The organism is Methanolobus vulcani (assembly GCF_006546655.1).
In the GTDB taxonomy this organism is placed as follows: Archaea; Halobacteriota; Methanosarcinia; order Methanosarcinales; family Methanosarcinaceae; genus Methanolobus; species Methanolobus vulcani_A.
In genome coordinates, this window is record NZ_VIAQ01000012.1 from 216500 (window position 1) to 240353 (window position 23854).

A 23854-nucleotide genomic window follows, 5' to 3' on the forward strand; every position below is an offset into this window, starting at 1 on the left:
ATGTGTGGAATAGTTGGATATATTGGTGATGGACAGGCAGTACCTATATTGCTTGAATCGCTTAAAATGCTGGAATACAGAGGTTATGACTCCGCCGGTGTAACTGTTTTTAATGAAAAGCTTGAGACATATAAGATTGCAGGCAGAATAAAGAACCTGGAGGAAATTATTCCTGAAAATGTATCAGGAAATATGGGAATCGGACACACTAGATGGGCTACTCATGGAAAACCGGAAACCAGAAATGCTCACCCTCATAATTCATCAGATATATCAGTAGTACACAATGGTATAATTGAAAATTATCTGGAACTCAAGGAAAGTTTGATTGATCAGGGATACGAGTTTAAGTCTGATACCGATACAGAGGTCATTGCACATCTTTTACATTCCAACATGAACTGTGATAGTGAGATGTGTCTGCTGGATGGTCTTGCTAAAACCGTAAAAGAACTTGACGGATCATATGCCATTGCTGCTCTTTGTAATAATGAACCTGGAATAATTGCCTTTGCAAGGAAAGACAGCCCGCTTGTAATAGGAATTGGAAATGGAAGCAACTATGCTGCATCCGATGTCACTGCTTTTTTGAAGCACACAAAAGAGGTTCTTTTCATTAATGATAATGAGATAGGTCTTCTAAGACCAGATTCAATCGAGATCTATGACCTTGAAGGAAACTCAGTTTCAAGAGACACAGAAACAATTGAATGGGACCTTGAAGCTGCAGAGAAAGCAGGTTATGAACACTTCATGCTCAAAGAGATTCACGAGCAGCCTACTTCCATACAGAACACATTTGCGGGTAAGCTTTCTGAGCTTGAGGGAACTGTCACACTTGAAGAGATATATCTCAAACCTGAAGAGGTTAAAAGACTCAGAAGAGCCACGATAATTGCATGTGGGACTTCCTGGAATGCCGGAATTCTTGGAAAATACCTTTTTGAGAAACTTGCAGGCCTGCATACTGATGTTGAAACGGCATCCGAGTTCAGGTACAGTAATCCGGTTCTTTGTGGCGAGGAACTTACCATTGCAATCACCCAATCAGGCGAGACCGCTGACACCCTTGCAGCCGTCAGAAGCTCAAGTTCTTATGGATGTCGCAGTATCGCAATTACAAATGTAGTTGGAAGTACAATCACAAGGGAATCTGACAGCGTGCTCTATACCAGAGCAGGGCCAGAGATAGGAGTTGCTGCAACAAAGACATTCACAGCCCAGCTTATGGCACTTTACATGCTTGCGATAAATCTTGGAAGAACACGAGGAGTTATCAGTGCCAATGAAGCAAAGGACCTTATTGTCGGAATAAAGAAGCTTCCCGGCCAGATACAGAAAGTACTCAGCAGGAAAGATGCGATTAACGAATGTGCTACACAGTTTGCAGATAAGAGGGATTACTTCTTCATCGGCCGTTACCTGAATTTCCCTGTAGCTCTGGAAGGAGCTTTGAAGCTGAAGGAAATCTCATATATTCATGCCGAAGGTTATGCAGCAGGCGAACTTAAACACGGTCCACTGGCACTTATCACAGATGAGACTCCGGTTGTGGCAATTGCCACGAAGGGACATACATATGAGAAGATACTGAGTAATATCAAAGAAGTAAAAGCGCGTGATGCGACTGTTATTGCAGTTGCAGATGACGATGATACAGAGATTGACAAGTATGTGGATGTAGTGATACGTGTGCCACCTGCACACGAACTGCTGTCTCCTGTGCTTTCCTCAGTAGCGCTGCAGTTGCTTTCATATTACACAGCACTGGCAAAAGGATGCTCCATTGATAAACCAAGGAACCTTGCAAAGAGTGTTACTGTAGAATAATCATTTTATTTTTAGAGAGGATAGCAAATGAAGTTATTTGGTTCTTCAGGTATCCGTGGACTTGCAAATGTGGAAGTTACCGTAGACCTGGCACTGAAAGTTGGAATGGCTCTTGGAAAATCAAAAAAGAATGCTGTTATCGGCAGAGACCCAAGGGTAGCAGGAGAAATGATCGAACTTGCAGTAATTTCCGGTCTGATGTCTGCAGGCTGTGATGTTGTAAGAGTTGGTCTTGTGACAACTCCAACCCTTGCATACGCAGCAAGGAATTACGATTGTGGTGTAATGATCACTGCATCACATAACCCTGCAACTGATGTTGGAATTAAGCTATGGAATCCTGATGGAATGGCATTTGATTCAGCGCAGCAGGAAGAAATTGAGGACATCATCGAGAAAGAAGATTTTGTTTATGTCCCCTGGAATGAGGTTGGTGAGATCTCCGCATACGGAAATGCCGTAAGGGATCATATGGATATGATACTCAGCCACTCCACAGGTGCACAAATACGTGTTGTAATAGATTGTGGAGGCGGTGCAGGAGGTACAATAACACCTTTCCTTTTACGCGAGATGGGATGCGAGGTTATCACACTAAATTCCCAGCTTGACGGACATTTCCCTGCACGTAACCCGGAACCAAATGACAAGAACCTCTGGATGCTGAAAAAAGCAGTAAAAGAATTCGATGCGGCTCTTGGTATTGCCCATGATGGTGACGCCGACAGGATGATGGCTGTGGATGAGAATGGTATCTTCCTTTCAGGTGACGAAATGCTTGCAATCTTTGCACGTTTTGAATGCAAAGGCAATCCTATGATTGTGGTTCCTGTTGATACATCAATGATAGTTGATGATTCCATGCCTGGTTCCACTGTTGTTCACACAAGGGTTGGAGACGTATATGTTGCCGAGGAGATGAAGAAACTTAAAGCTGATTTCGGAGGTGAGCCGTCTGGAAGCTGGATATTCCCAAGGATTTCCTACTGCCCGGATGGAATTTATGCAGCAGCCCTTCTTGTTGACATTGTGAAAGAGAAAAAGCTCTCTGAACTCAGAGATGAGCTTCCCAAATATCCAACACTCAGAAGCACGGTTTCATGTGACAATGATAAGAAGTCTTCTGTAATGCAGGCTGTAAGCTCGAAACTTGAAAGCATGGGTGAAGTTTCCAGTATCGATGGAATCAGGGTTGATATGGAAGGTGGCTGGGTGCTTGTGAGACCATCAGGAACTGAGGCAAAGATAAGAGTAACTGCTGAAGCCAGACAGGATGTTGAGGAACTGCATGCCAAAGTTAAGAACATAGTAAAGGAGTGCCTCAAATGAAAGTAGTAATCCTTGCTGCCGGTGAAGGCACACGCATGAGACCTCTTACCGCTTCAAAACCAAAGGTGATGCTTCCAATCGCTAACAAACCAATGATGGAGCATACCATCAATGCTGCAATCGAAGCAGGAGTTAAGGAGTTCCTGATCGTTACAGGTTACCGGGAGGAGGCTATTAAGGACTATTTCAAAGATGGTAGTCATCTTGGAATCAGTGTTGAGTACGTGCGTCAGGAAGAGCAGCTTGGAACTGCAAATGCCATTGGTTGTGCAGAAGGTTTTGTGGAAGGTCACTTCATAGTGCTTAATGGCGACATGCTTGTCAGCACAGAACATATTGCTCATCTTGTATCAAGAACTGAAGATGCTATTATCAGTGTCAAGAAAGTGGATAATCCTTCCCAGTTCGGTGTCATCGAAAGCGATGGGGATAAGGTCACACGCATTATTGAAAAACCTAAAAATCCACCTACTAACCTTGCAAATGCAGGAATATACCTTTTCCATGAAGCTATTTTTGATTATATTGCAAAGACCGGTAAATCATCGAGGGGAGAATACGAAATTACTGATTCCCTGCAAATGATGATTGATGATGAACTTAATGTTGGTTATGAAGTTCTGGAAACGGAATGGATCGATATTGGCAGGCCATGGGATATTCTTGATGCAAACAAGGTACTGCTTGAAAATATCGATAATACCTGCGAAGGAACAATCGAACCCTATGCAACACTGCATGGTAATGTGAAGGTTGGAAAGAACACAATAATCAGAAATGGGGCATACATAATGGGTCCTGTTATCATAGGTGAAGATTGTGATATCGGCCCTAATTGTTTCATCAGGCCTTCAACTGCAATCGGTAATGATGTTCGCATTGGAAATGCTGTTGAGATAAAGAACACTGTGATTATGGATGGCACAAATGTTGGTCACCTAAGTTATGTCGGTGACAGTGTCATAGGGACTAACTGTAATTTCGGTGCCGGTACAAAGGTTGCAAATCTCAGGCATGATAATAAGAATGTGAAATCTGTTATCAAAGGCGAGATTGTTGACACCGGAAGAAGGAAGCTCGGCGTAATTATGGGTGATGATGTACACACAGGCATCAATACCAGCATCAATATCGGCACTGTAATGGAAGCCGGAAGTTCAACAATGCCCGGCGAAGTTCTGATTTACAGAAGAAAAACTAATTAAGGCTCATTGCCATCTTTATTCGGAGATTCGGATGAACTTAAATATCGAGATGCAAAAACTCAAGGAACTGGCACGGGAAGCAGCAGATATAATTGAGAAGTATGAGCATGTACGTGTTATTTCCCACAATGATGCAGACGGCCTGACATCAGCCGGAATTATCTGCCAGGCTCTTCTGAGACAGGATATCCGTTTTCATACATCTATTGTGCCGCGTCTTGATAAATCCGTAGTGGAGATGGTGAAAGAAACCACAGCAGACGATGATCTTGTGATTTTCTGTGATATGGGCAGCGGCCAGTCAGATATAATCTCCGAAATAAAGCAGGATATTGTTGTACTTGACCACCATGTTCCTGTTGGCGAATCTCCTGCAAAGGTGCTGGTTAACCCGCATATTGTGGGAATTGACGGTGCAATGCACATATCCGGCTCGGGAGTTACTTTTTTTGTAGCAATGGAAATGGAACCTGCAAATATTGACCTATCGGGACTTGCTATTGCAGGTGCTGTGGGCGACAAACAGATTTTCAGTACACTTAACGGCCATATTCTTGAAGAGGCTGTGAATGCCGAAGTTGTTTCAATAAAGAAAGGACTGAAAATCGGTGACGGAGATATTGCAAAGGTGCTTGAATACACGCCTGAACCTTATCTTGATATAACCGGTGACAGTGAAAAGATAGCTCAGTTCCTGGATTTCCTTGGAATTGAAGGAAATATCAAAGACCTGAACCCTGACCAGACAAAAGCACTTACATCAGCTGTTGCGCTCAAACTTGCAAAGAATGCAAGTCCTGAAGCTGTGGATGCTGCAATCGGTGATGTTTACATATTGAACAATGAGATTGTTTCTAATGTCTATGACCTTGTTGCAATTCTTAATACCTGTGGCAAGGCTGAAAAATATGGCATGGGACTTTCCATATGCTTGAAAGACAAAACCCATCTGGAAGAAGCAAGGGATATGGCTATTTCTCACCAGATATCCATTGTGGAGAATATCAAAAAAGGCATGGACATGGTTAAAGAAGGAACAAGCATTGGTTACCTGATAGGAGAAGATATGGAATCCACTGGCATGATTGCCAGTACATTTGTCAGGTATGTAAATCCTGAAATGCCTTTTGTTGCAGTGAACCAGGTAGATGAGCTGGTAAAAGTTTCCGCAAGGGGCACCCGTGCACTTGTGGGGAAGGGACTTGACCTTTCATTTGCACTCCGCGAGGCTGCAAAGTCAGTTGGCGGCGAAGGTGGTGGACATAATGTTGCATCCGGTGCATCAATCCCACCTGGAACTGCCGAGCAGTTCATTGCTAAAGTTGATGAGATAGTTGCAGAACAACTCCCAAAGCAGGAGCAGACTGAATGAAGATAACTACAACTATTGAATTTAAGGATGAAGGTGCCATGCAGATTGCAAAGAGAATTGCAAATTCACTGGCTCCTGATAACCTGACTAATATGCATACTGAAGTAAAAGATGACAGCATGTGCATTCATATTTCCACTGAAAAAATAACTTCACTAATTGCCACTGTAGATGATTTGCTGATGAATGCAAAGCTTGCAGAAGAGATAGCAGAAGACCTTGAAAAATGATAGAATAGTATATTTCAGATTTCTTCTTTTACTATTCTACTGTTATTCCCACAAATGCCTGTTATTATCAATAAGTGCGTTCTGTTCCTCAATCCTTGAACGCTGGTAAATTAATGCTGCAGGATGGTATATTTTCAGAAGAGTGTATTTTTCATCCACTGCTCTTGGAACTCCCCACTCGAGTTTTTCACCATCACAAAATGCTTTTTCTGCAGTGTTTCCAAGAAGTATGATCACTTTTGGATTTAGCAATTGAATCTGTGCTTCAAGAAATGGTTTGCAGGCTTTTATCTCACTTTTGAGAGGATTACGATTTTTAGGAGGGCGACATTTAATTGTGTTTATAACAGCATAATCATCGCCTGAAAGTCCCATATACTCGATCATGCCATCGAGGTTCTTGCCTGCTCTTCCGCAAAAGGGAACACCGGTTTCATCTTCGTTCTTTCCAGGTGCTTCGCCTACAAAAACAACTCTGGGAGTTCGGGAACCTTTGCTGATTACTTTGTTGGTTACAGTTTCATGAAGCTGGCAGTCTGTGCATTCAAGTATTTCTTTTTCAACAGTTTCAAAACCCTGTTCCACAAGTTCACTTACTGACCTGACTGCCATATAATCACCTTTCCAATCCTAGTTTCAATTTTAGTTTGTAAGCCTTATTCCTGCTTCTGTTTTTCTGCCTGCAATGCTTCCATGAAGCGTATCTGCTCTGAAATGAATGTGTTGTATGGTGCATCAATTCCAAGTTTCTTTGCCCTTGATACTATCGCACCGTTGAGGAAATCAATCTCAGTCTTCCTGCCGGAAGTGATATCCTGGTACATGGAGGAATGATGCTCTGCAGTATTCGGGAGCTGGAAATCATGGAGGAAAGCAAGGTATTCTTCTGCGGTCTTCCATGGAAGTACAACACCTTCTGCTTCAGTGACCTTGAAAGCCTCCTGAACAATGTTCTCTATAATACTCCATGCGTGTGAGTTTTCAAGTTTCCCGTATGGAACTCCCATGACAGCACCAAGTGGATTAAGGGCTGAATTGTACAGAACCTTTGACCAAACAGAACTCATGATGTTCTCTGTTCCGTTTACCTGAATGCCTGCACTTTTCACAAGTTCAACAAGCCTGAGCACGCTATCATCAAGTCCTGATGGGAATCTGCCGAGATTCATTGGCCCGGTTTCAACGGATACATGAATCTGTGCATCGCCTGACCATTCAAAACCGGTAATTATGGTACCTCCAATTACTTTATCGGTGTATCCAGCAATAATATCTTCATTTCCAAGACCATTCTGCATGCTGATAACTTCCCTGCCTTTTATTATATCGGCAAATTGCTCACAGATTGATTCGGTAGCAATTGACTTGGAAGTAATGAAAATATAATCATAATCATCTTTAGGGGCATCTTCTGAACAACTGAACTTACAGGTTGCATCACCCCAGATGCCTGTCATCTTAAAACCATCTGAATTTATTTTGTCAGCATGTCTCTGGCGGCATACTGCATGTACATCACAAACTGAAGATAATTTTGCAGCAAGGGTCAGACCCACTGCTCCTGCACCTAATATCAGGACTTTCATAGAGCACCTCTTTTTTGCTTTAGATGTTTTTTTCCGTTAAAAGAATAACTCTTGGACGCTGACCAATTAAGAGAAGCTCTTAATTAGCAAAAGATACATCTTGCATAAAGTAGCCTGAGGGCTGGAAATAACTATAACGTTCATGAAAAGCAGTTATGGCTGCTTGATTTTCCCTATCACAATCATACAGAGGAATGGAAATCTATGGAAGGAAAAAAAAGAGACGAATGCTGTCCGGTAGATAAACCGGAAGGTGCAGGAAGTACAATTGACTTTAAATTCAGGCTGGAGTGCGCACTTAAGACAAGTGCAGATGCAACACCGGCTACAGATGTTGTTGACAAGTACATCCATGAAGCTAATCACAGTATTCTTACCAAGGGTGCACCGGAAGGACAGGGTGCAAAGGTCACAGGATGGAAAGTAGAGGGCGACAGGATTAAACTCATTATTGAATCCGGCAGGCATGTACGTGTCCATGATGCACTGCTTCGTATGAGAAAACCTCTTGCAGGCAAGCTTGGAAAAGAATTCAAGATCGGTGTCCGTGGAATAGAAGTAGAGTCATTCACAATTGAAGTTCCTTCTGAGAAAGAACTTCCTCCAATGAAGATTCCTTATGTTGCAGAAATGACATACACAGATGGAATTATCAAGCTTGTTCTTGATGTTGATGAGTCTGCAATGTCAAACCGTGTTCCTGACAGGATACTTTCTCTCATGGAAGACAAGATCGAGCAGCAGTCCTATGGTGGAAAGACAGAACACTGGAACATTCTCTGGCAGAGCGAGAAGAAAGACCATAAGTTCAACGAAGACCCGACCAAAGCAATGATGGATGCTGGCTGGCTTAAGAGAGGTGCCAGCAGAGGTCAATGGATACATGGTCCGCAATCCACAAGGATGTTCAGAACTTTTGAGAGAATCGTTCTTGAGGAGCTTCTTGAACCTCTCGGATACAGGGAAATGATCTTCCCGAAGCTTGTACCATGGGAGGTATGGCAGAAATCAGGACATGCAAAAGGTGTCTATCCTGAGATTTATTACGTCTGTCCTCCAAAGACAAGAGACCCTGAGTTCTGGGAGGAAGTTATCGACCATTACAAGGTAACACACGAAGTTCCAACATCCCTCATCAAGGAAAAGATCGGCGATCCAATCGGTGGAATGTGCTATGCACAGTGTCCTCCTTTCTGGGTATACCTGCAGGGTGAGACCATCCCAACCGACGAGTTCCCAATAAAGGTATTTGACAGATCTGGGACATCACACAGATATGAGAGTGGTGGAATCCACGGTATGGAACGTGTGGATGAGTTCCACAGGGTCGAGATTCTCTGGGTAGGTAATAAGGAACAGGTAATCAAAACTGCAAATGAACTTCATGAGAAGTATATGTACATCTTCAATGAACTCCTTGACCTTGAATGGAGAAAGGCATGGGTTACACCATGGTTCATGGCACAGGAAGGACTTACAGGAGTTTCCGAGCAGGCAGAAGCCGGTACGACTGACTATGAAGCAGTGCTTCCTTACCGCGGCGAGGATGCCGAATGGCTGGAATTCCAGAATGTCAGTGTAAATGGAAACAAGTATCCATCAGGATTCAATGTCAAGTGCCAGTCCGGCGAGGAACTCTGGTCTGGATGTTCCGGTGTGGGACTTGAAAGATGGGCTTCCGCCTTCTTTGCACAGAAAGGAATTGACCCTGAGAACTGGCCTGAGGAATTCAGGAAAAGAGCAGGAGAGATTCCAAGAGGAATTAAATTCCTCTGATTTTCTTTTTTATTTCATGTTTAATGAGGGAATGAACTCTCAGTTGATATTTTGAAAGTCTCATTTTCCATACATTATTGTTGTATAGCCGCCAACCTGTTTTTTACAGATACCTGCATGCATTTCCTCATCTTTGATCAATTGTTCCATATCATTAAGGAATTCATTCACATCATTTTCATCAGGAAATACCTGACTTAACACATCGGGATTGGTATTCTTCATATCTTGATAGGCATTCATTGCAAGTATTTCATATTTCATTATAGTCCTGAACATTTCCTGATTTGAAGATCCATTGAAGTCAAATATATGCTTTGGAAGGCCGTGAGGTGCTTCTTCGGGAATGGAAATATTCCCTTTAATTAGCCATTTTTTCATGAGCTCCCCATGTCTGTCTGAATCATGAGATAAGGTTTCAAGTGCAGCAATATTCTCATCCATCATTTCAATACGAGCTTCCCAGGTGCCAAGTTGCTCCATTTCCGCTTCGATCCAGTACATCCGCTGAAGCATTTTTTCAAGTGTTACTTTATCGTTGATCGCTGGCAAAATTATTCCCCATATAATAAGTAGTGTAAATTTATAAAAATATAACTATATCGAATTGTTGTCTGCGGAATTTTTATCCATTTATTTCAAAATCAAAAAATAGGTGGTTCTATGCTGCGTATCATCACAGCATACATTATAGTAGATAAAATTAGATCAGTAATTCCGGATAAATCCGGCATCTACATCAATATTTGATTTTTTGTATCAAATCAATGAATTCCCTGGTTTCCCGTTCCACATCATCACTGCAAACAACAGCAGAAATCGCAACCAGACTGTCAGCACCACCAAGGATCACACTTTCGCTGTTCTGCTTATTGATGCCACCTATAGCAACAATAGGGATTTTAATAGCATCTTTCACAACTCTGATGCTTTCAGGACCGATGCCGTTTCCAGCATCCTTTTTAGTAGAAGTGTTAAAAATCGGGCTGAGGCCCACATAATCAGCACCCATTCTTTCCGCTTCAAGGGCTTCCTCTATATTGTGAACTGTAAGACCGATAATTTTGTTTGGTCCGAGAAGTTCTCTTGCAGTATCAATTGGCATGTCATCCTGTCCGATGTGCACACCATCAGCATCAACGGCTAAAGCAACATCAACGCGGTCATTTACAAGGAAAATTGACTCACTGCCACATAATGTCTTGATCTGCGCTGCTTCAAGTATCATATCCTTTGTACTGATGGCCTTTTCACGATACTGGATAATCCTGCATCCTGCAGCAACAGCTTTTTCCACATCAGAGAGGGTACCTTTTTTGGACAGACCTGAATCTGTCACAAGGTAGAAATCAATTTCATCCAGCAATACTCTTTTATCAGTCATCGGTTTCAGCACTCTTCGAAGTTCATCATGGACTGTGCTTTTTCATCGGAAAGATTGTATACCTCATCATAGAGATACATCTTGAATGTGCCCGGACCTGCAGATTTTTCAGCTGCAAGCTGTCCTGCAATTCCAAAATAGCAGAGAGCATCTTTTGCAGCTTCACAGAGGTCTGAGTTCACTCCTGCAAAGGAACCTATTATTGATGCAGCCATACATCCTGTTCCTACAATTGAACCCATCAATTCATGTCCGTTCTTAACAACGAATGTTCTTTCCCCGTCACTGATTATATCTTCAGCACCTGTCATTACAACTACACATGATCTGGCTTTTGCAAATTCCTTTGCAATCTTTTTAGGATCAGCTTCAATAGATGTAGCTTCTACACCTCTTGTAATTGCATTTTCACCTGCGAGTTTTGCAATCTCAGAATAGTTACCTTTGATTATATCCACACGGACGGAATCAAGTATTTTTGCAGCCATCTCATCACGGAACTTTGTTGCACCGACTCCTACTGCATCAAGGACTACAGGCATGTTCTTCTCGTTTGCAGCCTTTGCTGAGAGGATCATTGCATCGATGAGTTCTGTTGTAAGGGTTCCGATGTTAAGAACAAAAACTGTGGAAATACCCGTCATGTCTGCACATTCTTCCGGGGCATGAGCCATGATTGGAAGAGCACCGAAAGCTCTTGTTATATTTGCACAATCATAGATGGTTACCCAATTTGTGATGTGATGTACCAGCGGTTTAGATTCCCTTATAGATTCAAGCGGATTTTTCATTAAAATGCCCCCGTTTTTTTGATGATAAGTGTACCATATTAAGCATGATTGATTATTCGATTATGATTGCCATAGAGAAGTATTTATTCATAAAATACTTTTTTGTATCTATTATTACCTGAATTGAAACTTAATACTGGCTTTTTCTGATTCAGACCTAACCGATTTGTTTATATATGGATATGCATAGTATAGAGAGCCAATTTATCAGTGCATACATTATCTCATAATTATTTATGACAGCTCGTTGAACAATTACAGATTACATATATTCATAAAATTATATCATTAAATCACACTCATCTGGAGGAATTATTACTTGGCAAGGAAAGTGCAGAGAAAGTTAGACAAATGGAAGTCAAAGACATGGTACAACGTAGAGACACCGGAATTCATCAGCAGGACAAACATTGGTGTTACACCTGCAGAAGAGCCTGAACAGCTCATCGGTCGTGTCGTTGAAACCACAGTCGGCGAAATTGCTAACGATTTCACAAAGCATAACACAAAGCTTAGACTCGAGATCAATGATGTCAACGGTGACATCGCAAACACAAGATTCCTCGGTCACGAGATCACAACAGATTACCTTCGCTCAATTGTAAAGCGTCAGACCTCAAGAATCGATGCAAACCTTGATGTTAAGACAAAGGACGGATACGTCATCAGAGTAAAGCCAATTTGCTTCACTGTAAAGAGAGCAAGAACCAGCCAGATCAAAGGCATCAGAGAAGTAATGGCTAAGATCGTACTGGAACGTGCAGCAGAGCTTAACTTCGAGCAGTTCATCGAAGAAGCTATCATGGGCAAGCTTTCCGCAAACATCTACAGGAATGCAAAGTCCATCTACCCACTCAGAAGGGTAGAAATCAGAAAGACAGAAGTAAAAACTGTCCCTGCAAAAGCTTAATTTTAAATTTAAATATAAACTAGAAGGTGGCCTGCGCCACCTGAATATCTCTTTTTAGTTGATTTTCCTCAGGAAGCGTAGCTTTAATTTATTCTGAAACACGTGCTTTACTTTCGTACTCATCACGTATCAGTTTCATCATTTCCAGATTCGCATCGATGACAAAGGCACCAATATAACCACAATATTTGCAGTGATAGAGACCTTCAGTGCCACCTGCTTCATAATAAAGTTCAGGACTGCCACATACAGGACAAACTTCTATCAATTCTTCGTCTTCATCAGATTCCTGAACATCTGCCAGTTCGATATCATTATTGTCTTCCACGATAGCATCTCCTTTAGATTCCCCACGTGATGTGTACCGACAATATAGTATGGAATTTCAAAAGATATGAAATTATCTGATGCTGATTGTAGCAGCAGCATCTATTTTTAAAAATCCTCTAATATTTCCGATGGATACGGGCAGAAAAGTGTTTGTTCTGAAAGATACTCCACACCATATTTCCCGGCCATTGACATGAACCATTTTCTCAATTCAAATATTACAGAGCCATCTGTCCGCAACTTTTGTAACTGCTGCATGAATCCGAATTTTTCAGCGACACTGAGATGTCGAGAAAAGTAACCGAATGCATGCATAAAAGCATTGATAGCAGAACCAGTTTGCGAAGATTTTGAAATTATTTGCATTAAAAGTGCAGTGTAATTCTCATACACTTTCTCAACCGGAAAATCATTCCTATTAGCAACTATGTTTCCCATAGCAGTCATCATCTGTTTGTCATAAGCCATGAAAAGCAGTTTATTTGCAGAATGGAATTGTACCAGTGAATGAAGTTTGCATGAAACGGATGCATCCCTGAAAGATGCAAGCATAAAGACCTGTGTCAAAAAATGGTCCCTCTTTATCGGGTCATTGATTTGTTCCTCATCGATGACAGGAATTTCAGGATAATTCTGAAATACCGTTTCTGCAAAAAATCCGTTTCCTTCGTGATGAGTATACTCTTCAGTCTCTGTGTCAGGAAATACTTTAGTCGTACCTGTACCGCAAGATGGAGATTTTGATTTGAGTATGAAACCATGAAAATCATCCCGTTTTTCGAGGTAAAAACGGGAAAACGATTCCATCTTCTCTGTCAGGTCAAGACCTGTTGCAGGTTGTATCAGTTTCCTGCTGCTTTCTTCAATATCCTCAACTATGCGTATAGGTTCCCTTGGAATCCCAAGACCGATATCGTACTCAGGACACACATCAATAAACTCAACAAATGGTTTCATGGCTTCTGCTAAAGGAAATGAAACTATCTGTCCATCATAGCGACAATTATCAAAACCAAGGCATCTGCTGATTACAATTGTCGGGCGTGAAAAACTGCATTTGGACTGAGATTCCATGTAAAGTAAACAGTAAACTGGAAAAAAGACTTTTTGGATAGAATCAGTAATAAAAATAAAATGAAAAGGATTGAATTATCAATCCTTACGTCTAAAAAGAACCATTGATACTATTACTACAATAGTTGTCAATACACCAAATCCCGGAGCGCTGCTTGTAGTCTCTGTAGCATCAGAAGCTTCTTCTGCAATATTATTACCGATATCCATTTCAGTTTCTTCTTCATATACCTCTGGTGTGGACTGCAATGGAGTTTCTTCAATATCTGCTACTGCATTGTCTTCTTCCTCATCGGGTTCTATAATTCTGAGTTCAGTACCTGTATTACCACCTGAAGAACTGGTTCTACTTTTTGGCGTAACAGTATTAACCACTGCCTGTTCATCAGTCTTTGCAGCGTCACTAATCAGATTGGTGTTTACATTACCCGAACTATCAACAGTCATGATGCCAATTTCACAAACAGTGCCCTGTGAGATACCTGTTGCATTGAAGAATTGATATGTCACTGTACCAGTATAATTTCCATCGATGTAAATTTCACAGTGGTCAAAGTCCACATCTGAAGGATTGGTCCAACTCCAGTTGATCCAGGTATAACCGATATCAACCTCACTTAAACCTGTAACAATAGCAGGTGCAGTTCCATCAAGTGTGGTAGCAGTGTCGTTGACCCAGGTTGTGTTGATATTGCCGGACTTGTCAACTGTCCTTATTCCTATTTCATATGTTGTGGAATCAGATAGAACAGTAGCATTAAAATGCTCTGTGGACACGTTTGCTTTGAAAACTCCATCGAGATAGACCATGCTGTGATTGAAGTTACTATCTGACGGATTGGTCCAGCTCCAGTTGATCCATGTGTAACCAATATCTGATTCTTTGAGGTCAGAGACACCTACTACAGGAGCATAACCACCCAGTGGGAAATAATCTACATCTGCGCCACGAACGTAAGCTTCGTCACAGATACCATCACCATCGGCATCTATGTGCGTCTGACTGAAGCCTGTTCCATCTGGCCTGCCCCAGTAGTTACCACCCATATATGAACCTCCGATTATGTTGACACCTGAACTTCTGGTTGTGTTCCAGATACTAACAGCACTGGCTGAGAAGTGATTGTATCTGTTCATCAAATAATTGTTGTAAAAGTTATTATTGGAAATATACCTTTCATTAAAAACGATTCCATAATCGGTATTGAATAAAATGTTGTTTCCTGTAAAAGTGTTATAAGAAGAAGTACCATAATAGCTTGAATCAATATAGATACCGTATTTGTTATTTGTGATAGTATTATCAGCGAACAGGTTATAGTTTGCATTTTTTATTAGTATGCCATTACCAGTAAGAAACTCACTGATAGTATTCTTCTCTATGGTTAAGTTGCGTCCTTCATAGGAATAGATACCATAAGAACTTCCGAGAAGTCCCCCGTTGATATTAAAACCTGTGATAGTCACATTGCGTGCATAATTTGCATTGAAACCAGCTACTATTGTATCAACTTGATTAGCTGATTCAGACATTATTGTGATATCTGTTTTATATTGAAGATTGACTAATTCCGGATAAATACCAGGTTTTACCAGAATAATATCTCCTATAATTGTTGGTGAGTCAACAGCTAATTGTATGGTAGGATATGCTCCAGGCGTTGCACCTGAAGAATCAACGATCAATGTTTGTGCAGATGCACAGTTTGAAAGCAATACAAAAGCTAAAAGTGCTACTATCGATATTTTCGACAAATTAAGAAAAGTACTGTTTTTACATGTTTTTTTATTAGTTACCACCAAGATTACCTCCAGCCAATTGGATAATCAAAAGCTGTTTTTTAAAATTAGTAATTCAGCCTAAATGTGCATTCATACACAGTTATATAAACTTTTCGAGATTAACGCTGTTAATATATGAATATAAAAAGATAATCATAATGATGATAAATCAAAGAAGAAACGCAAGATAACGATAAAAACAAAATAAAAATAGGAAAGGATTTTAGAATCCTTTTATTTATGTGTATAATAAGCCACAACTTCATCATCTACAGAATCAATGCGACAGAACCCGAATCTTTCGAACTGTACGATCTTATCAAGCTCAGTTGTAACCTGCTTTTCACCGATACCTGTAAACTCACCATCGGGTGACAATACTCTGATAGAAATACCGTCCATTGGAGCCCAGTGGATGATTCTCATCTTTTCCTTTTTCACTGACTCGATTGAATCACCGATATGCTTTGCCTGAAGCGGCTCAGTGGAAGTAATCTCCACATTGAAAAGGTCCTTGAGTCTGAGTTTTGAACCTATCTGGAGTTTATCAGCATCTTCATTGCAGATATAGACCTTATCGACAACTTCAATCTCACGACATCCCCTGTCTTCAGTCGGATGCAATGAGGGATTTACTATGCATGGTTCTGAATCTGTGATTTCAATCTCAACAGGATTCCATACAAAAAAATACCTATTTGCAACAGAATCAATAAGTTTACGATTCTCTGCGTAAAGAGTGTCCATACTGATGCTGACATCAGTTTCTCCTACACCCATTTCGATGAAGAACTTACGAATCGCTTCAGGGAGAATACCTCTCCTGCGCATTGCACGGAGTGTTGGAAGACGCGGGTCGTCCCAGCCTGAATACTCGCCATCCTCAATGGACTTACGTAATGCACTGGTACTGAACTTACCGAACTCGTGCATCTTAACACGTCCCCAGTGAGTTGTTTTCGGATATTTCCATCCTAGATAATTGTAGATATAGGTCTGGCGTTTCTCACTGTCCATCAGGTCCTTACCCCTGATAATGTGAGTCATGCCAAGTTCATGATCCTCAATAGCACCTTCAAAGTCAAGAAGTGGCCAGACACAATATTTGCCATCGACTTCCGGACGTGGGTGAGGTACCTTTACAATCCTGAATGCTCCGAAATCACGAAGTGCAGGGTCCTTGTGAGTTATATCGGTCTTAATACGCAGGACAGCGGATTTCTCCTCATACTCACCGGCAAGCATCTTGTCCCAGTGCATGAGGTTCTCTTCCGGACTTACATCCCTGTGAGGACATGCTTCCTTGGCATCCTTAAATTTCTTGAAATCTGCACCATCACAGAAACAGACATATGCATTTCCCATTTCGATGAGCTTTCTGGCATAGTCATAATACATTGGGATTCTGTCTGAAGCTATGACAACCTCATCAGGGTCAGCACCAAGCCATTTACAGTCATCAAGATACCAGTCGTATGCTTCCATCATAGGACGCTTTGTCTGAGGGTCTGTGTCATCGAAACGTATGATGAACTTGCCGCCATATTTCTTCACATATTCTGAATTGACAACGATACCACGGGTGCTTCCAAGGGTTGGTGGACCATTTGGATTTGGTGCAAAACGCATAACGACCTGCTGTCCCTCTTCAACATCAAGTGCCTTAAGACCCTTATCAGGTTCCTTCTTTGTATTGAGCTCCTCAATGAGTTCAGGGGCAATAGCCTCAAGGCGGGCCTGCCACTCTTCGGGGGTTTCTTTAGCAACTTCTGCAAGTATCTGTTGGATAACAGGTCCGACTTCCTTTGCCATTGGACGCAGGTGGGCACATTCACCCATCACACGACCCATAACAGCACCAATCTGTGGTGCCTGGCCGTATTTTACAGCATTCTGCAACGCATATTTCTCTATGGTCTTTTTATCGTCGTCAGTTAAAGTCATTATAGATCTCCGGGAAAATCAAATATGAGCATTAAATATTGAGTGTCATAATCCCAAATTTTACGGGACTGCAAGCATCAATATAGTAGAGTGAATTATAAGAACTGAACTTAAAAGATATGGTCAGATCATAAATGAAACAGGAAATCTCTCAGAAAGAGCCACCTATTTCCTTTACTTCCTCAGCCCTGTTGATCAGTTCTTTGATGTTCTCTTCAAAATCAGACAGGAATTCTTTTACTGCGTCTCCTGCAACCGCACCATGTGACGAAGGCTTGATCAGTTGTTCCTGTTCAAGTACACGCAAAGAATAACGCACTTTGTGTGTTGGCATACCGGTTTCCTCTGAGAGTTTGAGAATACCAATAGGACCTCTTTCAACAACTACTTTTAAAACCTCTAAATGACGCTGGGAAAGTTCCAGCTCCTTGTTAACCTGATCGAATAGCATTATGCAACCTCGTTGACCAAAGTTCCTATTCCTTCAATTTCCACTTCAACAACATCACCGGGGTGAATTTCACCTACTCCCGGAGGTGTTCCTGTTGCAATAATATCACCAACCTCCAGTGTCATAACTCCAGAAATGAACTCCAGCAAATAAGGAATATCAAATATCAGGTTGCTGATGTTAGAATCCTGTTTTACCTCTCCATTTACACGAGTTACAATGGAAGCGTTCTCCGGATCAAAATCCTCAACAGGTACTACAAAAGGACCTACAGGCGCAAAAGTATCGAAGCTTTTAGACCTTGTCCATTGTCCATCCTTCTGCTGCAGGTCACGGGCAGTCACATCATTAAAACATGTGAAACCTGCAATTACATCATAAGCCCTGTCATAGGTAATATTCCTGCACTTTTTACCGATAACAATTGCCAGCTCTGCTTCATAATCTACCTGCTTGCTGATCTTCGGATACATTATCTTCCCATTTTGCCCGATGATAGCTGATGGTGGCTTTATAAACAATATTGGCTCTTCAGGAACAGCCATACCAAATTCAGTAGCATGGTCATGATAATTTAGGCCCACACATACTATCTTTGATGGATGAGAAGGTGGAAGTATTTCCAGTTCGGAGAGTTCATACTCCATGAAAGAGCCTTCTATGGAAGTTACTTTGTTTCCATCAACCTCTCCGTAAAATACATTATCGTTATACCTGAATCGTCCAAACATTAGTGGGACTGTTTTGTTTTCATTCTAGATAAGGATGAGTATTGAAAGTATTCGGGAACATAATCCTAAGTAAAATATTTAAGTGAACCTGCAGATTTGAAGTTGCAGTGATAATAACATTAGTAATTCTAGCCATTGTGTTCTTTCTTACAGCCGTAAGACAGGTTGGGAATGTGAAACTTGATATCTGGCAGATAATGTCCCTTGGTGCTGCCGGTGTAATTCTTACAGGCCAGATTTCAATAGCTTCTGCCATTAAAGCTGTAAATGTCGATGTCTTGCTTTTTCTTTTCGGCATGTTTCTCATAGGACAGGCACTTGAGATGAGTGGGTATCTTTCCCACCTGTCATATAGATTTTTTAAAACTGCAGGTTCGGTTGATCTTGTAGTACTGTACATTCTTTTTGGCATGGGATTTGCCTCGGCATTCCTCATGAATGATACACTTGCTATAATCGGAACTCCGGTAGTACTTCTGCTTGCAAAGGACCACCATATCAACCCTAAACTGCTTCTGATGAGTCTTGCGTTTGCAGTAACAACTGGCAGTGTCATAAGCCCTATAGGCAACCCCCAGAATCTCCTTATAGCGCTTGAAAGTGGGATGCAGAACCCATTTATTGAGTTTATGAACCATCTGCTTCTTCCAACTGCCATTAACCTGCTGGTTGCATACATATTCCTGAGAATTGCATACAGGAAGAATTTCATTTCAACTGTGCTGAGTCATTCAAAACAGGCTATAAGTGATCAAAAACTTGCAGGACTTTCCAGAATTTCACTTGCACTGGTAATGCTGCTGGTATGCATTAAGATATTAATGACAATTACAGGACTGGTTGAACATTTTGACCTGAAACTTACATACATAGCTCTTGTAGCAGCAATACCGGTTCTTATTTTCAGTGAAAGAAGAAAAGAAGTATTGAAAAATATGGACTGGCACACACTGATATTTTTCGTGGCCATGTTCGTTCTTATGGAAAGTGTATGGGACAGCGGATTCTTCCAGAATATCATTTCTTCATCTGAAATTGACATCAGCAAAGTGCCAATGATCCTTACAATAAGTGTTACGCTCAGCCAGTTGATATCTAACGTTCCGCTTGTTGCGCTTTACATACCCATTTTATTGCATGCCAATGTAAGTACCGGAGAATTTGTGGCACTGGCAGCAGGAAGTACTATCGCTGGAAATCTGTCAATACTGGGTGCTGCAAGCAACGTAATCATAATACAGAATGCAGAGCGCAGGAGTAATGTCTCACTCGGGTTCTTTGAATTTGCCAGTATCGGAATACCTCTCACTGTGGTTCAGATATTTGTTTACTGGTACTTCATAGGATAAAAATAATAATTCAATTCTTTAATGTATTATGAACTGAAATTACTGAAAAAGAAGAAAGATGTCCTGCAAGCAGACATCTCTGTTTTTATTTTGAATTCCTTTAACCTATGATTACAGTCTCAAAGGATCTTGGAAAGGATCAGGACAATAAGCATTGCTACAACGCCAACTGCCCAGAATTTGAGAGTTTCATTCAATGGTATCCTTATATCCACAAGATCCGCTCCTGAAATTGCAACTGGTTTAGAACCTGCTATACTGCCGGAAGATAAATCGTACCCTGCTGCTGGTCTTTTTGGTGCTTCTGACACCGGAGGTGCTGAAGCAGCCACAGGTGTGCTTGCCGGAGCACTTGCAGGTGCAGACCATATTGATTCTGGTTTGGACCTTCCAATTACATTTTCTTCAGCCTTGTAGGAAGAAACAGGTTTCTGCTGTGCAGGTGTGGACGGAGATGAGAATGTATCTTCCCTTTTTTCCACAGGCTCAGGAGATGAAAATACAGATGGTTCATCTCTTTCAACAACTGATGGTGAACCTGAAATCACATCACGCTCTGTTGATTCAGATGATGAAACAGAACCGCTTCCGAAAACGTTCTCTTCTGTTTCTTTGTGGGATTCATATCCAGAATCCTCTGTAAAAGATTCAGGTTCTGATGCTGGTTCAGATATAGGTTCCGATCTGAAATCGGATCTGACTTCTGGTTCCTCTTCGATGAGCTCTTCCTGCTCTTCAACATAATTGTCATTTGCATAAGATGGAGATTCATTGTCCGATTCGTCATCAGATATCACGTTACTGAATATTGATTCATCACCAACAGGTGGCCTGTATGATGAAACACCCTCGTTGGAAGGTTCTGCTGTTGTAACAATTTCAGGTTCGTAAAGAAGTTCTTCTTCCATCAGCTCTTCTTCAATTACAGATTCAGGGGGTTCTAGCTCATTTACATCCTCTTCAACTAATAAAGATGAAGGAACATCAGCAGATGGTTTATAGGAACCTCCAATCAGGCCCTGATAATCCGGATCGACCTCTATTGCAAGATCAAAGCTTTTCTTGGCTTCCTCGAAGCGTCCCATTTTTTCAAGAGCTTTACCTTTCTTAAACCATGCTTCAGCACTGTAAGGATTGATATCCAGTGATTTAGTATAATATTCAACCTGCTTATCAACCGTTTTGGCTGAGTCGCCCATTTTTATCCAGTTATCGGCAGCTTTCTGCTTTTTCTTTGATTTTACGTCATCTAACATTCCCATGTAAACACCTTTTTGAAATACCGGTAGCCTGCCGGAAAGATTGAAATAATCAGTACCTTAACCCAGTTATTAAATTGTTTATCTATTTAATAACTCTATTTACGTTTTTAATGCATGTATGGCCTATATAAAAATATATGCATTTAATTGAGGCATTCAATTACGATGATCAGCCCTTCAGTCCTTCACTTCTTCATATTCAAAAGCCCACATGGGAAGTCCTTCAATTTCAACATGCTCCAGATGTTCCATCTCATGTGCAGCATAGAATGCTGAAGGACCGGAAAAAGATACGGTTTTTTCTGTGGATTCTTTTATGTAGATCTTCTTTTTTGCTGTGCTAATGGAAGCAACTATTATTCGTTCAGCCTTGAGTGTGACTGAATATGGCCGTGTGACAAGAGAACGCTCATCCTTCCCGCCGCATTTTTCCAGTCTATGAACGATGCCTTCCTTTGATACCCACTCTGGATTCAGTAACATCCAGACTTCTTCAATAGTATGACCTGTTTTACTCTCTTTATCATAGTCTGTGAAGACTTTCATCACAGAGATGCTTTTCAGGTCATCTGTAGAATAGCTCCATGCACCTCCGACTTTCAGTGAAAGGACCATGGGATAGAATGCATCCCTGAGAATGTCGAATTTTCCAAATATCGCTTCTTCCCTTGAACTGAATTTGAGGATGGCTTTCAGGTCGTTGATCTTCATGTTCAAAATTTATTATTGATGCATGGTGATAAATAAGTTATCAAAACGTTCCATTCTTTTGATATATGTTGAACTCCAATTTACTTGTGTAAATACATGCAGATGAAAAATGGGGATGAATCTGAACAATGCATGTAAGCAAAATCGCAATCAAATTATAAAATCAATCAATGGGAGTATAAATATGGATAAAATGAAAAAAGTCGGGCTTTTAGGAGCAGCAGCACTTATCGGTGCAGGACTTGCAGCACTTTCAGAAGAGAGAATCAGAGAGTTCGTTAAGGACAAAGTTGATACAGGAAAGCTTAGCAAGGAGGAAGGAAAAATCCTTGTTGAAGACCTTATCAGCGAAACAAAGAGACAAAAACTCAGTCTGGAAAAGAATGTTCTTGAAAAAATCCACGATTCTGTAAAAATGGCAGACAAGGAACTGGATGAACTTACCGACAAGATAGATGAGCTGAAAATCCAGGAACTTGAGGCTGAACTTGAAAGAATGAAGAGTTTAAGAAAGGGGCAACAGTAGGTTGCTTCTTTGTATTTTTATTGATGAAAATGAATTTCATCGAAAGAAGACCATGTAAAAATATGCGTTAATTGAATGTCAATAAACCCTGGCTGTTGATAGAATCTATTAATTGATATAACTATTTTAGAAATGATTAAATATAATAAAACTGGTACCTAAATTACCAACATACAAAAAATGATAGATATATGTCTAATAATTTATTAATTGGTGATCCTGTACAAGTTTTTTATGCAAGTACTTTTGCACTGGTCCTCTCAGTTATATTTTTTATTATAATAAAAAATGCTAATTATACTGCAAACGCAAGGAAAGTTTCATCGCAAAAAAACTCTACATTACTTCGAGGATTTAACCCTAAATATGTTGGAAATATATTTGACTTAAAACCAAAGATAATGCATTGCCATATAATTATTATAATTATAACAATTACAGTGCCGATTATTTTGGAGTATGCCCTCGAAATTAAGTCTGTTGATGATTTTGATTTTAGTTCCATTCTTATATCTATTGCAATTCCAGTTATCACATTAGGTATAAAGCCACTTATAACAGACTATAAAGTAATAATAAAATTGTTCAAACATTATTTTAAACTTGATTTTAAGTTATTTCTATACATATTGCTAGAAACGTATCTTACGTATAGAATATTCAATAGTTTTTCACGTTTTCCATCATATGCAATAATTGGTAGTTCTCTTTGGTTAATTAGTGGTGCTTTCAGAATATTATTTCAAAAATCAACTGCACTATTTTGTGCACAACCGAAAGACTTAGCACAATTAATTATGCTTTTTGGATATTTTAGAATGGCATATTTTGCATTAGGCTACATTTTAATAATAAACAAACTAGATTTTATATCAAATATGTATTATTTAATTTCAAATATATCCTCGTTTTCGCTCTTAGATTTGTTATACATGTCTGTATTAATAATGCTGATTTATGCTACAACTAGATTCATTATTACTTTGTATCCTTATTTCACCAATGATCCAGAAGTTCAAACATCCATAGAAATTCTCCAATATGTATCTACTAAAAAGAAAGGTACATCTATCCAAAATATTGAATCTAACTTTAATCTTTTGAGCAAAGAAATGATAGAACAATATCTAAATAACCTTATATCATCAAAATACATATACAAATATAAAACTAAATATAAATTAACTAGTGAATATGAATTATTATTAAAAAAATGTGACCAAACGTCACTATAAAACTGTTTTTTATTAACACAATGTAACTACGATTAAGTATCAACAA

23 protein-coding genes are annotated in these 23854 nt (G+C 40.3%); 10 read left to right on the forward strand and 13 right to left on the reverse strand.

Going from position 1 to position 23854, the window contains the following annotated elements:
- Genes glmS through FKV42_RS06010 form a run of 5 tightly spaced genes read left to right on the forward strand, consistent with a single transcriptional unit; the run spans position 1 to position 5966 of the window.
- The gene (gene glmS, locus FKV42_RS05990) at positions 1-1830 is read left to right on the forward strand and encodes a glutamine--fructose-6-phosphate transaminase (isomerizing) (RefSeq protein ID WP_154809324.1); all 1830 of its coding nucleotides are present in this window, start codon (positions 1-3) and stop codon (positions 1828-1830) included.
- A gap of 27 nt (positions 1831-1857) precedes the next feature.
- Complete coding sequence (gene glmM, locus FKV42_RS05995; RefSeq protein WP_154809325.1) at positions 1858-3159, forward strand: phosphoglucosamine mutase; 1302 nt, start codon at positions 1858-1860, stop codon at positions 3157-3159.
- Positions 3156-4364 carry a bifunctional sugar-1-phosphate nucleotidylyltransferase/acetyltransferase gene (gene glmU, locus FKV42_RS06000; RefSeq protein ID WP_154809326.1) on the forward strand — a complete coding sequence of 403 codons (1209 nt, stop codon included), beginning with the start codon at positions 3156-3158 and terminating at the stop codon, positions 4362-4364. Before glmM ends, glmU begins: the two co-directional genes overlap by 4 nt.
- Before the next feature lie 31 nt (positions 4365-4395).
- Positions 4396-5736 carry a single-stranded-DNA-specific exonuclease RecJ gene (locus FKV42_RS06005; RefSeq protein WP_154809327.1) on the forward strand — a complete coding sequence of 447 codons (1341 nt, stop codon included), beginning with the start codon at positions 4396-4398 and terminating at the stop codon, positions 5734-5736.
- A complete protein-coding gene (locus FKV42_RS06010; RefSeq protein ID WP_154809328.1) occupies positions 5733-5966 on the forward strand; it encodes a KEOPS complex subunit Pcc1 in 234 nt (77 codons plus the stop codon). Before FKV42_RS06005 ends, FKV42_RS06010 begins: the two co-directional genes overlap by 4 nt.
- A 42-nt stretch (positions 5967-6008) precedes the next feature.
- On the opposite strand, the gene FKV42_RS06015 is transcribed toward FKV42_RS06010, so the two are convergent.
- Positions 6009-6578: a uracil-DNA glycosylase gene (locus FKV42_RS06015; RefSeq protein WP_154809329.1), complete on the reverse strand. Its 570-nt coding sequence runs from the start codon at positions 6576-6578 to the stop codon at positions 6009-6011.
- 44 nt (positions 6579-6622) lie between these two features.
- On the reverse strand, positions 6623-7552 hold the full coding sequence (locus tag FKV42_RS06020; RefSeq protein WP_154809330.1) for a ketopantoate reductase family protein: 930 nt from the start codon (positions 7550-7552) through the stop codon (positions 6623-6625).
- Between the two features lie 267 nt (positions 7553-7819).
- Here FKV42_RS06020 and FKV42_RS06025 point away from each other — a divergent pair, with 267 nt between their 5' ends.
- Complete coding sequence (locus FKV42_RS06025; protein WP_154809484.1) at positions 7820-9328, forward strand: serine--tRNA ligase; 1509 nt, start codon at positions 7820-7822, stop codon at positions 9326-9328.
- Positions 9329-9388: 60 nt separating this feature from the next.
- On the opposite strand, the gene FKV42_RS06030 is transcribed toward FKV42_RS06025, so the two are convergent.
- From FKV42_RS06030 to thiM, 3 genes are all read right to left on the reverse strand, one after another.
- Complete coding sequence (locus tag FKV42_RS06030; protein ID WP_154809331.1) at positions 9389-9880, reverse strand: hypothetical protein; 492 nt, start codon at positions 9878-9880, stop codon at positions 9389-9391.
- Between the two features lie 187 nt (positions 9881-10067).
- Positions 10068-10712: a thiamine phosphate synthase gene (gene thiE / locus FKV42_RS06035; protein ID WP_154809332.1), complete on the reverse strand. Its 645-nt coding sequence runs from the start codon at positions 10710-10712 to the stop codon at positions 10068-10070.
- A gap of 5 nt (positions 10713-10717) precedes the next feature.
- Positions 10718-11503: a hydroxyethylthiazole kinase gene (gene thiM / locus FKV42_RS06040; RefSeq protein WP_154809333.1), complete on the reverse strand. Its 786-nt coding sequence runs from the start codon at positions 11501-11503 to the stop codon at positions 10718-10720.
- Between the two features lie 319 nt (positions 11504-11822).
- Between thiM and FKV42_RS06045 the strand changes: the two genes are divergently transcribed.
- Entirely contained in the window at positions 11823-12413 is a 591-nt protein-coding gene (locus FKV42_RS06045; RefSeq protein ID WP_154809334.1) for a 30S ribosomal protein S3ae, read from the forward strand.
- Positions 12414-12501: 88 nt separating this feature from the next.
- On the opposite strand, the gene FKV42_RS06050 is transcribed toward FKV42_RS06045, so the two are convergent.
- The 6 genes from FKV42_RS06050 to FKV42_RS06075 all read right to left on the reverse strand — a co-directional run bounded on the left by FKV42_RS06050 (position 12502) and on the right by FKV42_RS06075 (position 18725).
- On the reverse strand, positions 12502-12741 hold the full coding sequence (locus FKV42_RS06050; protein ID WP_230375508.1) for a hypothetical protein: 240 nt from the start codon (positions 12739-12741) through the stop codon (positions 12502-12504).
- Between the two features lie 107 nt (positions 12742-12848).
- Complete coding sequence (locus tag FKV42_RS06055) at positions 12849-13817, reverse strand: YbgA family protein (RefSeq protein ID WP_154809335.1); 969 nt, start codon at positions 13815-13817, stop codon at positions 12849-12851.
- Between the two features lie 78 nt (positions 13818-13895).
- A complete protein-coding gene (locus tag FKV42_RS06060; protein WP_154809336.1) occupies positions 13896-15617 on the reverse strand; it encodes a NosD domain-containing protein in 1722 nt (573 codons plus the stop codon).
- 216 nt (positions 15618-15833) lie between these two features.
- Entirely contained in the window at positions 15834-17543 is a 1710-nt protein-coding gene (locus FKV42_RS06065) for a glutamate--tRNA ligase (protein ID WP_154809337.1), read from the reverse strand.
- A gap of 151 nt (positions 17544-17694) precedes the next feature.
- Positions 17695-17994 (reverse strand): hypothetical protein, encoded by a 300-nt coding sequence (locus tag FKV42_RS06070; protein ID WP_154809338.1) that lies wholly within the window; start codon positions 17992-17994, stop codon positions 17695-17697.
- Entirely contained in the window at positions 17994-18725 is a 732-nt protein-coding gene (locus FKV42_RS06075) for a fumarylacetoacetate hydrolase family protein (RefSeq protein WP_154809339.1), read from the reverse strand. Before FKV42_RS06075 ends, FKV42_RS06070 begins: the two co-directional genes overlap by 1 nt.
- Positions 18726-18832: 107 nt before the next feature.
- On the opposite strand from FKV42_RS06075, the gene FKV42_RS06080 reads away from it, so the two are divergent.
- Positions 18833-20074 (forward strand): SLC13 family permease, encoded by a 1242-nt coding sequence (locus FKV42_RS06080; protein WP_154809340.1) that lies wholly within the window; start codon positions 18833-18835, stop codon positions 20072-20074.
- A gap of 119 nt (positions 20075-20193) precedes the next feature.
- Here the strand turns inward: FKV42_RS06080 and FKV42_RS06085 are convergent, their stop codons facing one another.
- Together FKV42_RS06085 and FKV42_RS06090 are read right to left on the reverse strand one after the other, a co-directional pair.
- The gene (locus FKV42_RS06085; RefSeq protein WP_154809341.1) at positions 20194-21336 is read right to left on the reverse strand and encodes a tetratricopeptide repeat protein; all 1143 of its coding nucleotides are present in this window, start codon (positions 21334-21336) and stop codon (positions 20194-20196) included.
- Between the two features lie 177 nt (positions 21337-21513).
- On the reverse strand, positions 21514-22047 hold the full coding sequence (locus FKV42_RS06090; protein WP_154809486.1) for a putative ATP-dependent zinc protease: 534 nt from the start codon (positions 22045-22047) through the stop codon (positions 21514-21516).
- A gap of 184 nt (positions 22048-22231) precedes the next feature.
- On the opposite strand from FKV42_RS06090, the gene FKV42_RS06095 reads away from it, so the two are divergent.
- Together FKV42_RS06095 and FKV42_RS06100 are read left to right on the forward strand one after the other, a co-directional pair.
- Entirely contained in the window at positions 22232-22573 is a 342-nt protein-coding gene (locus FKV42_RS06095; RefSeq protein ID WP_154809342.1) for a hypothetical protein, read from the forward strand.
- 191 nt (positions 22574-22764) lie between these two features.
- Positions 22765-23808 carry a hypothetical protein gene (locus tag FKV42_RS06100; protein ID WP_154809343.1) on the forward strand — a complete coding sequence of 348 codons (1044 nt, stop codon included), beginning with the start codon at positions 22765-22767 and terminating at the stop codon, positions 23806-23808.
- Positions 23809-23854: the final 46 nt, after the last annotated feature.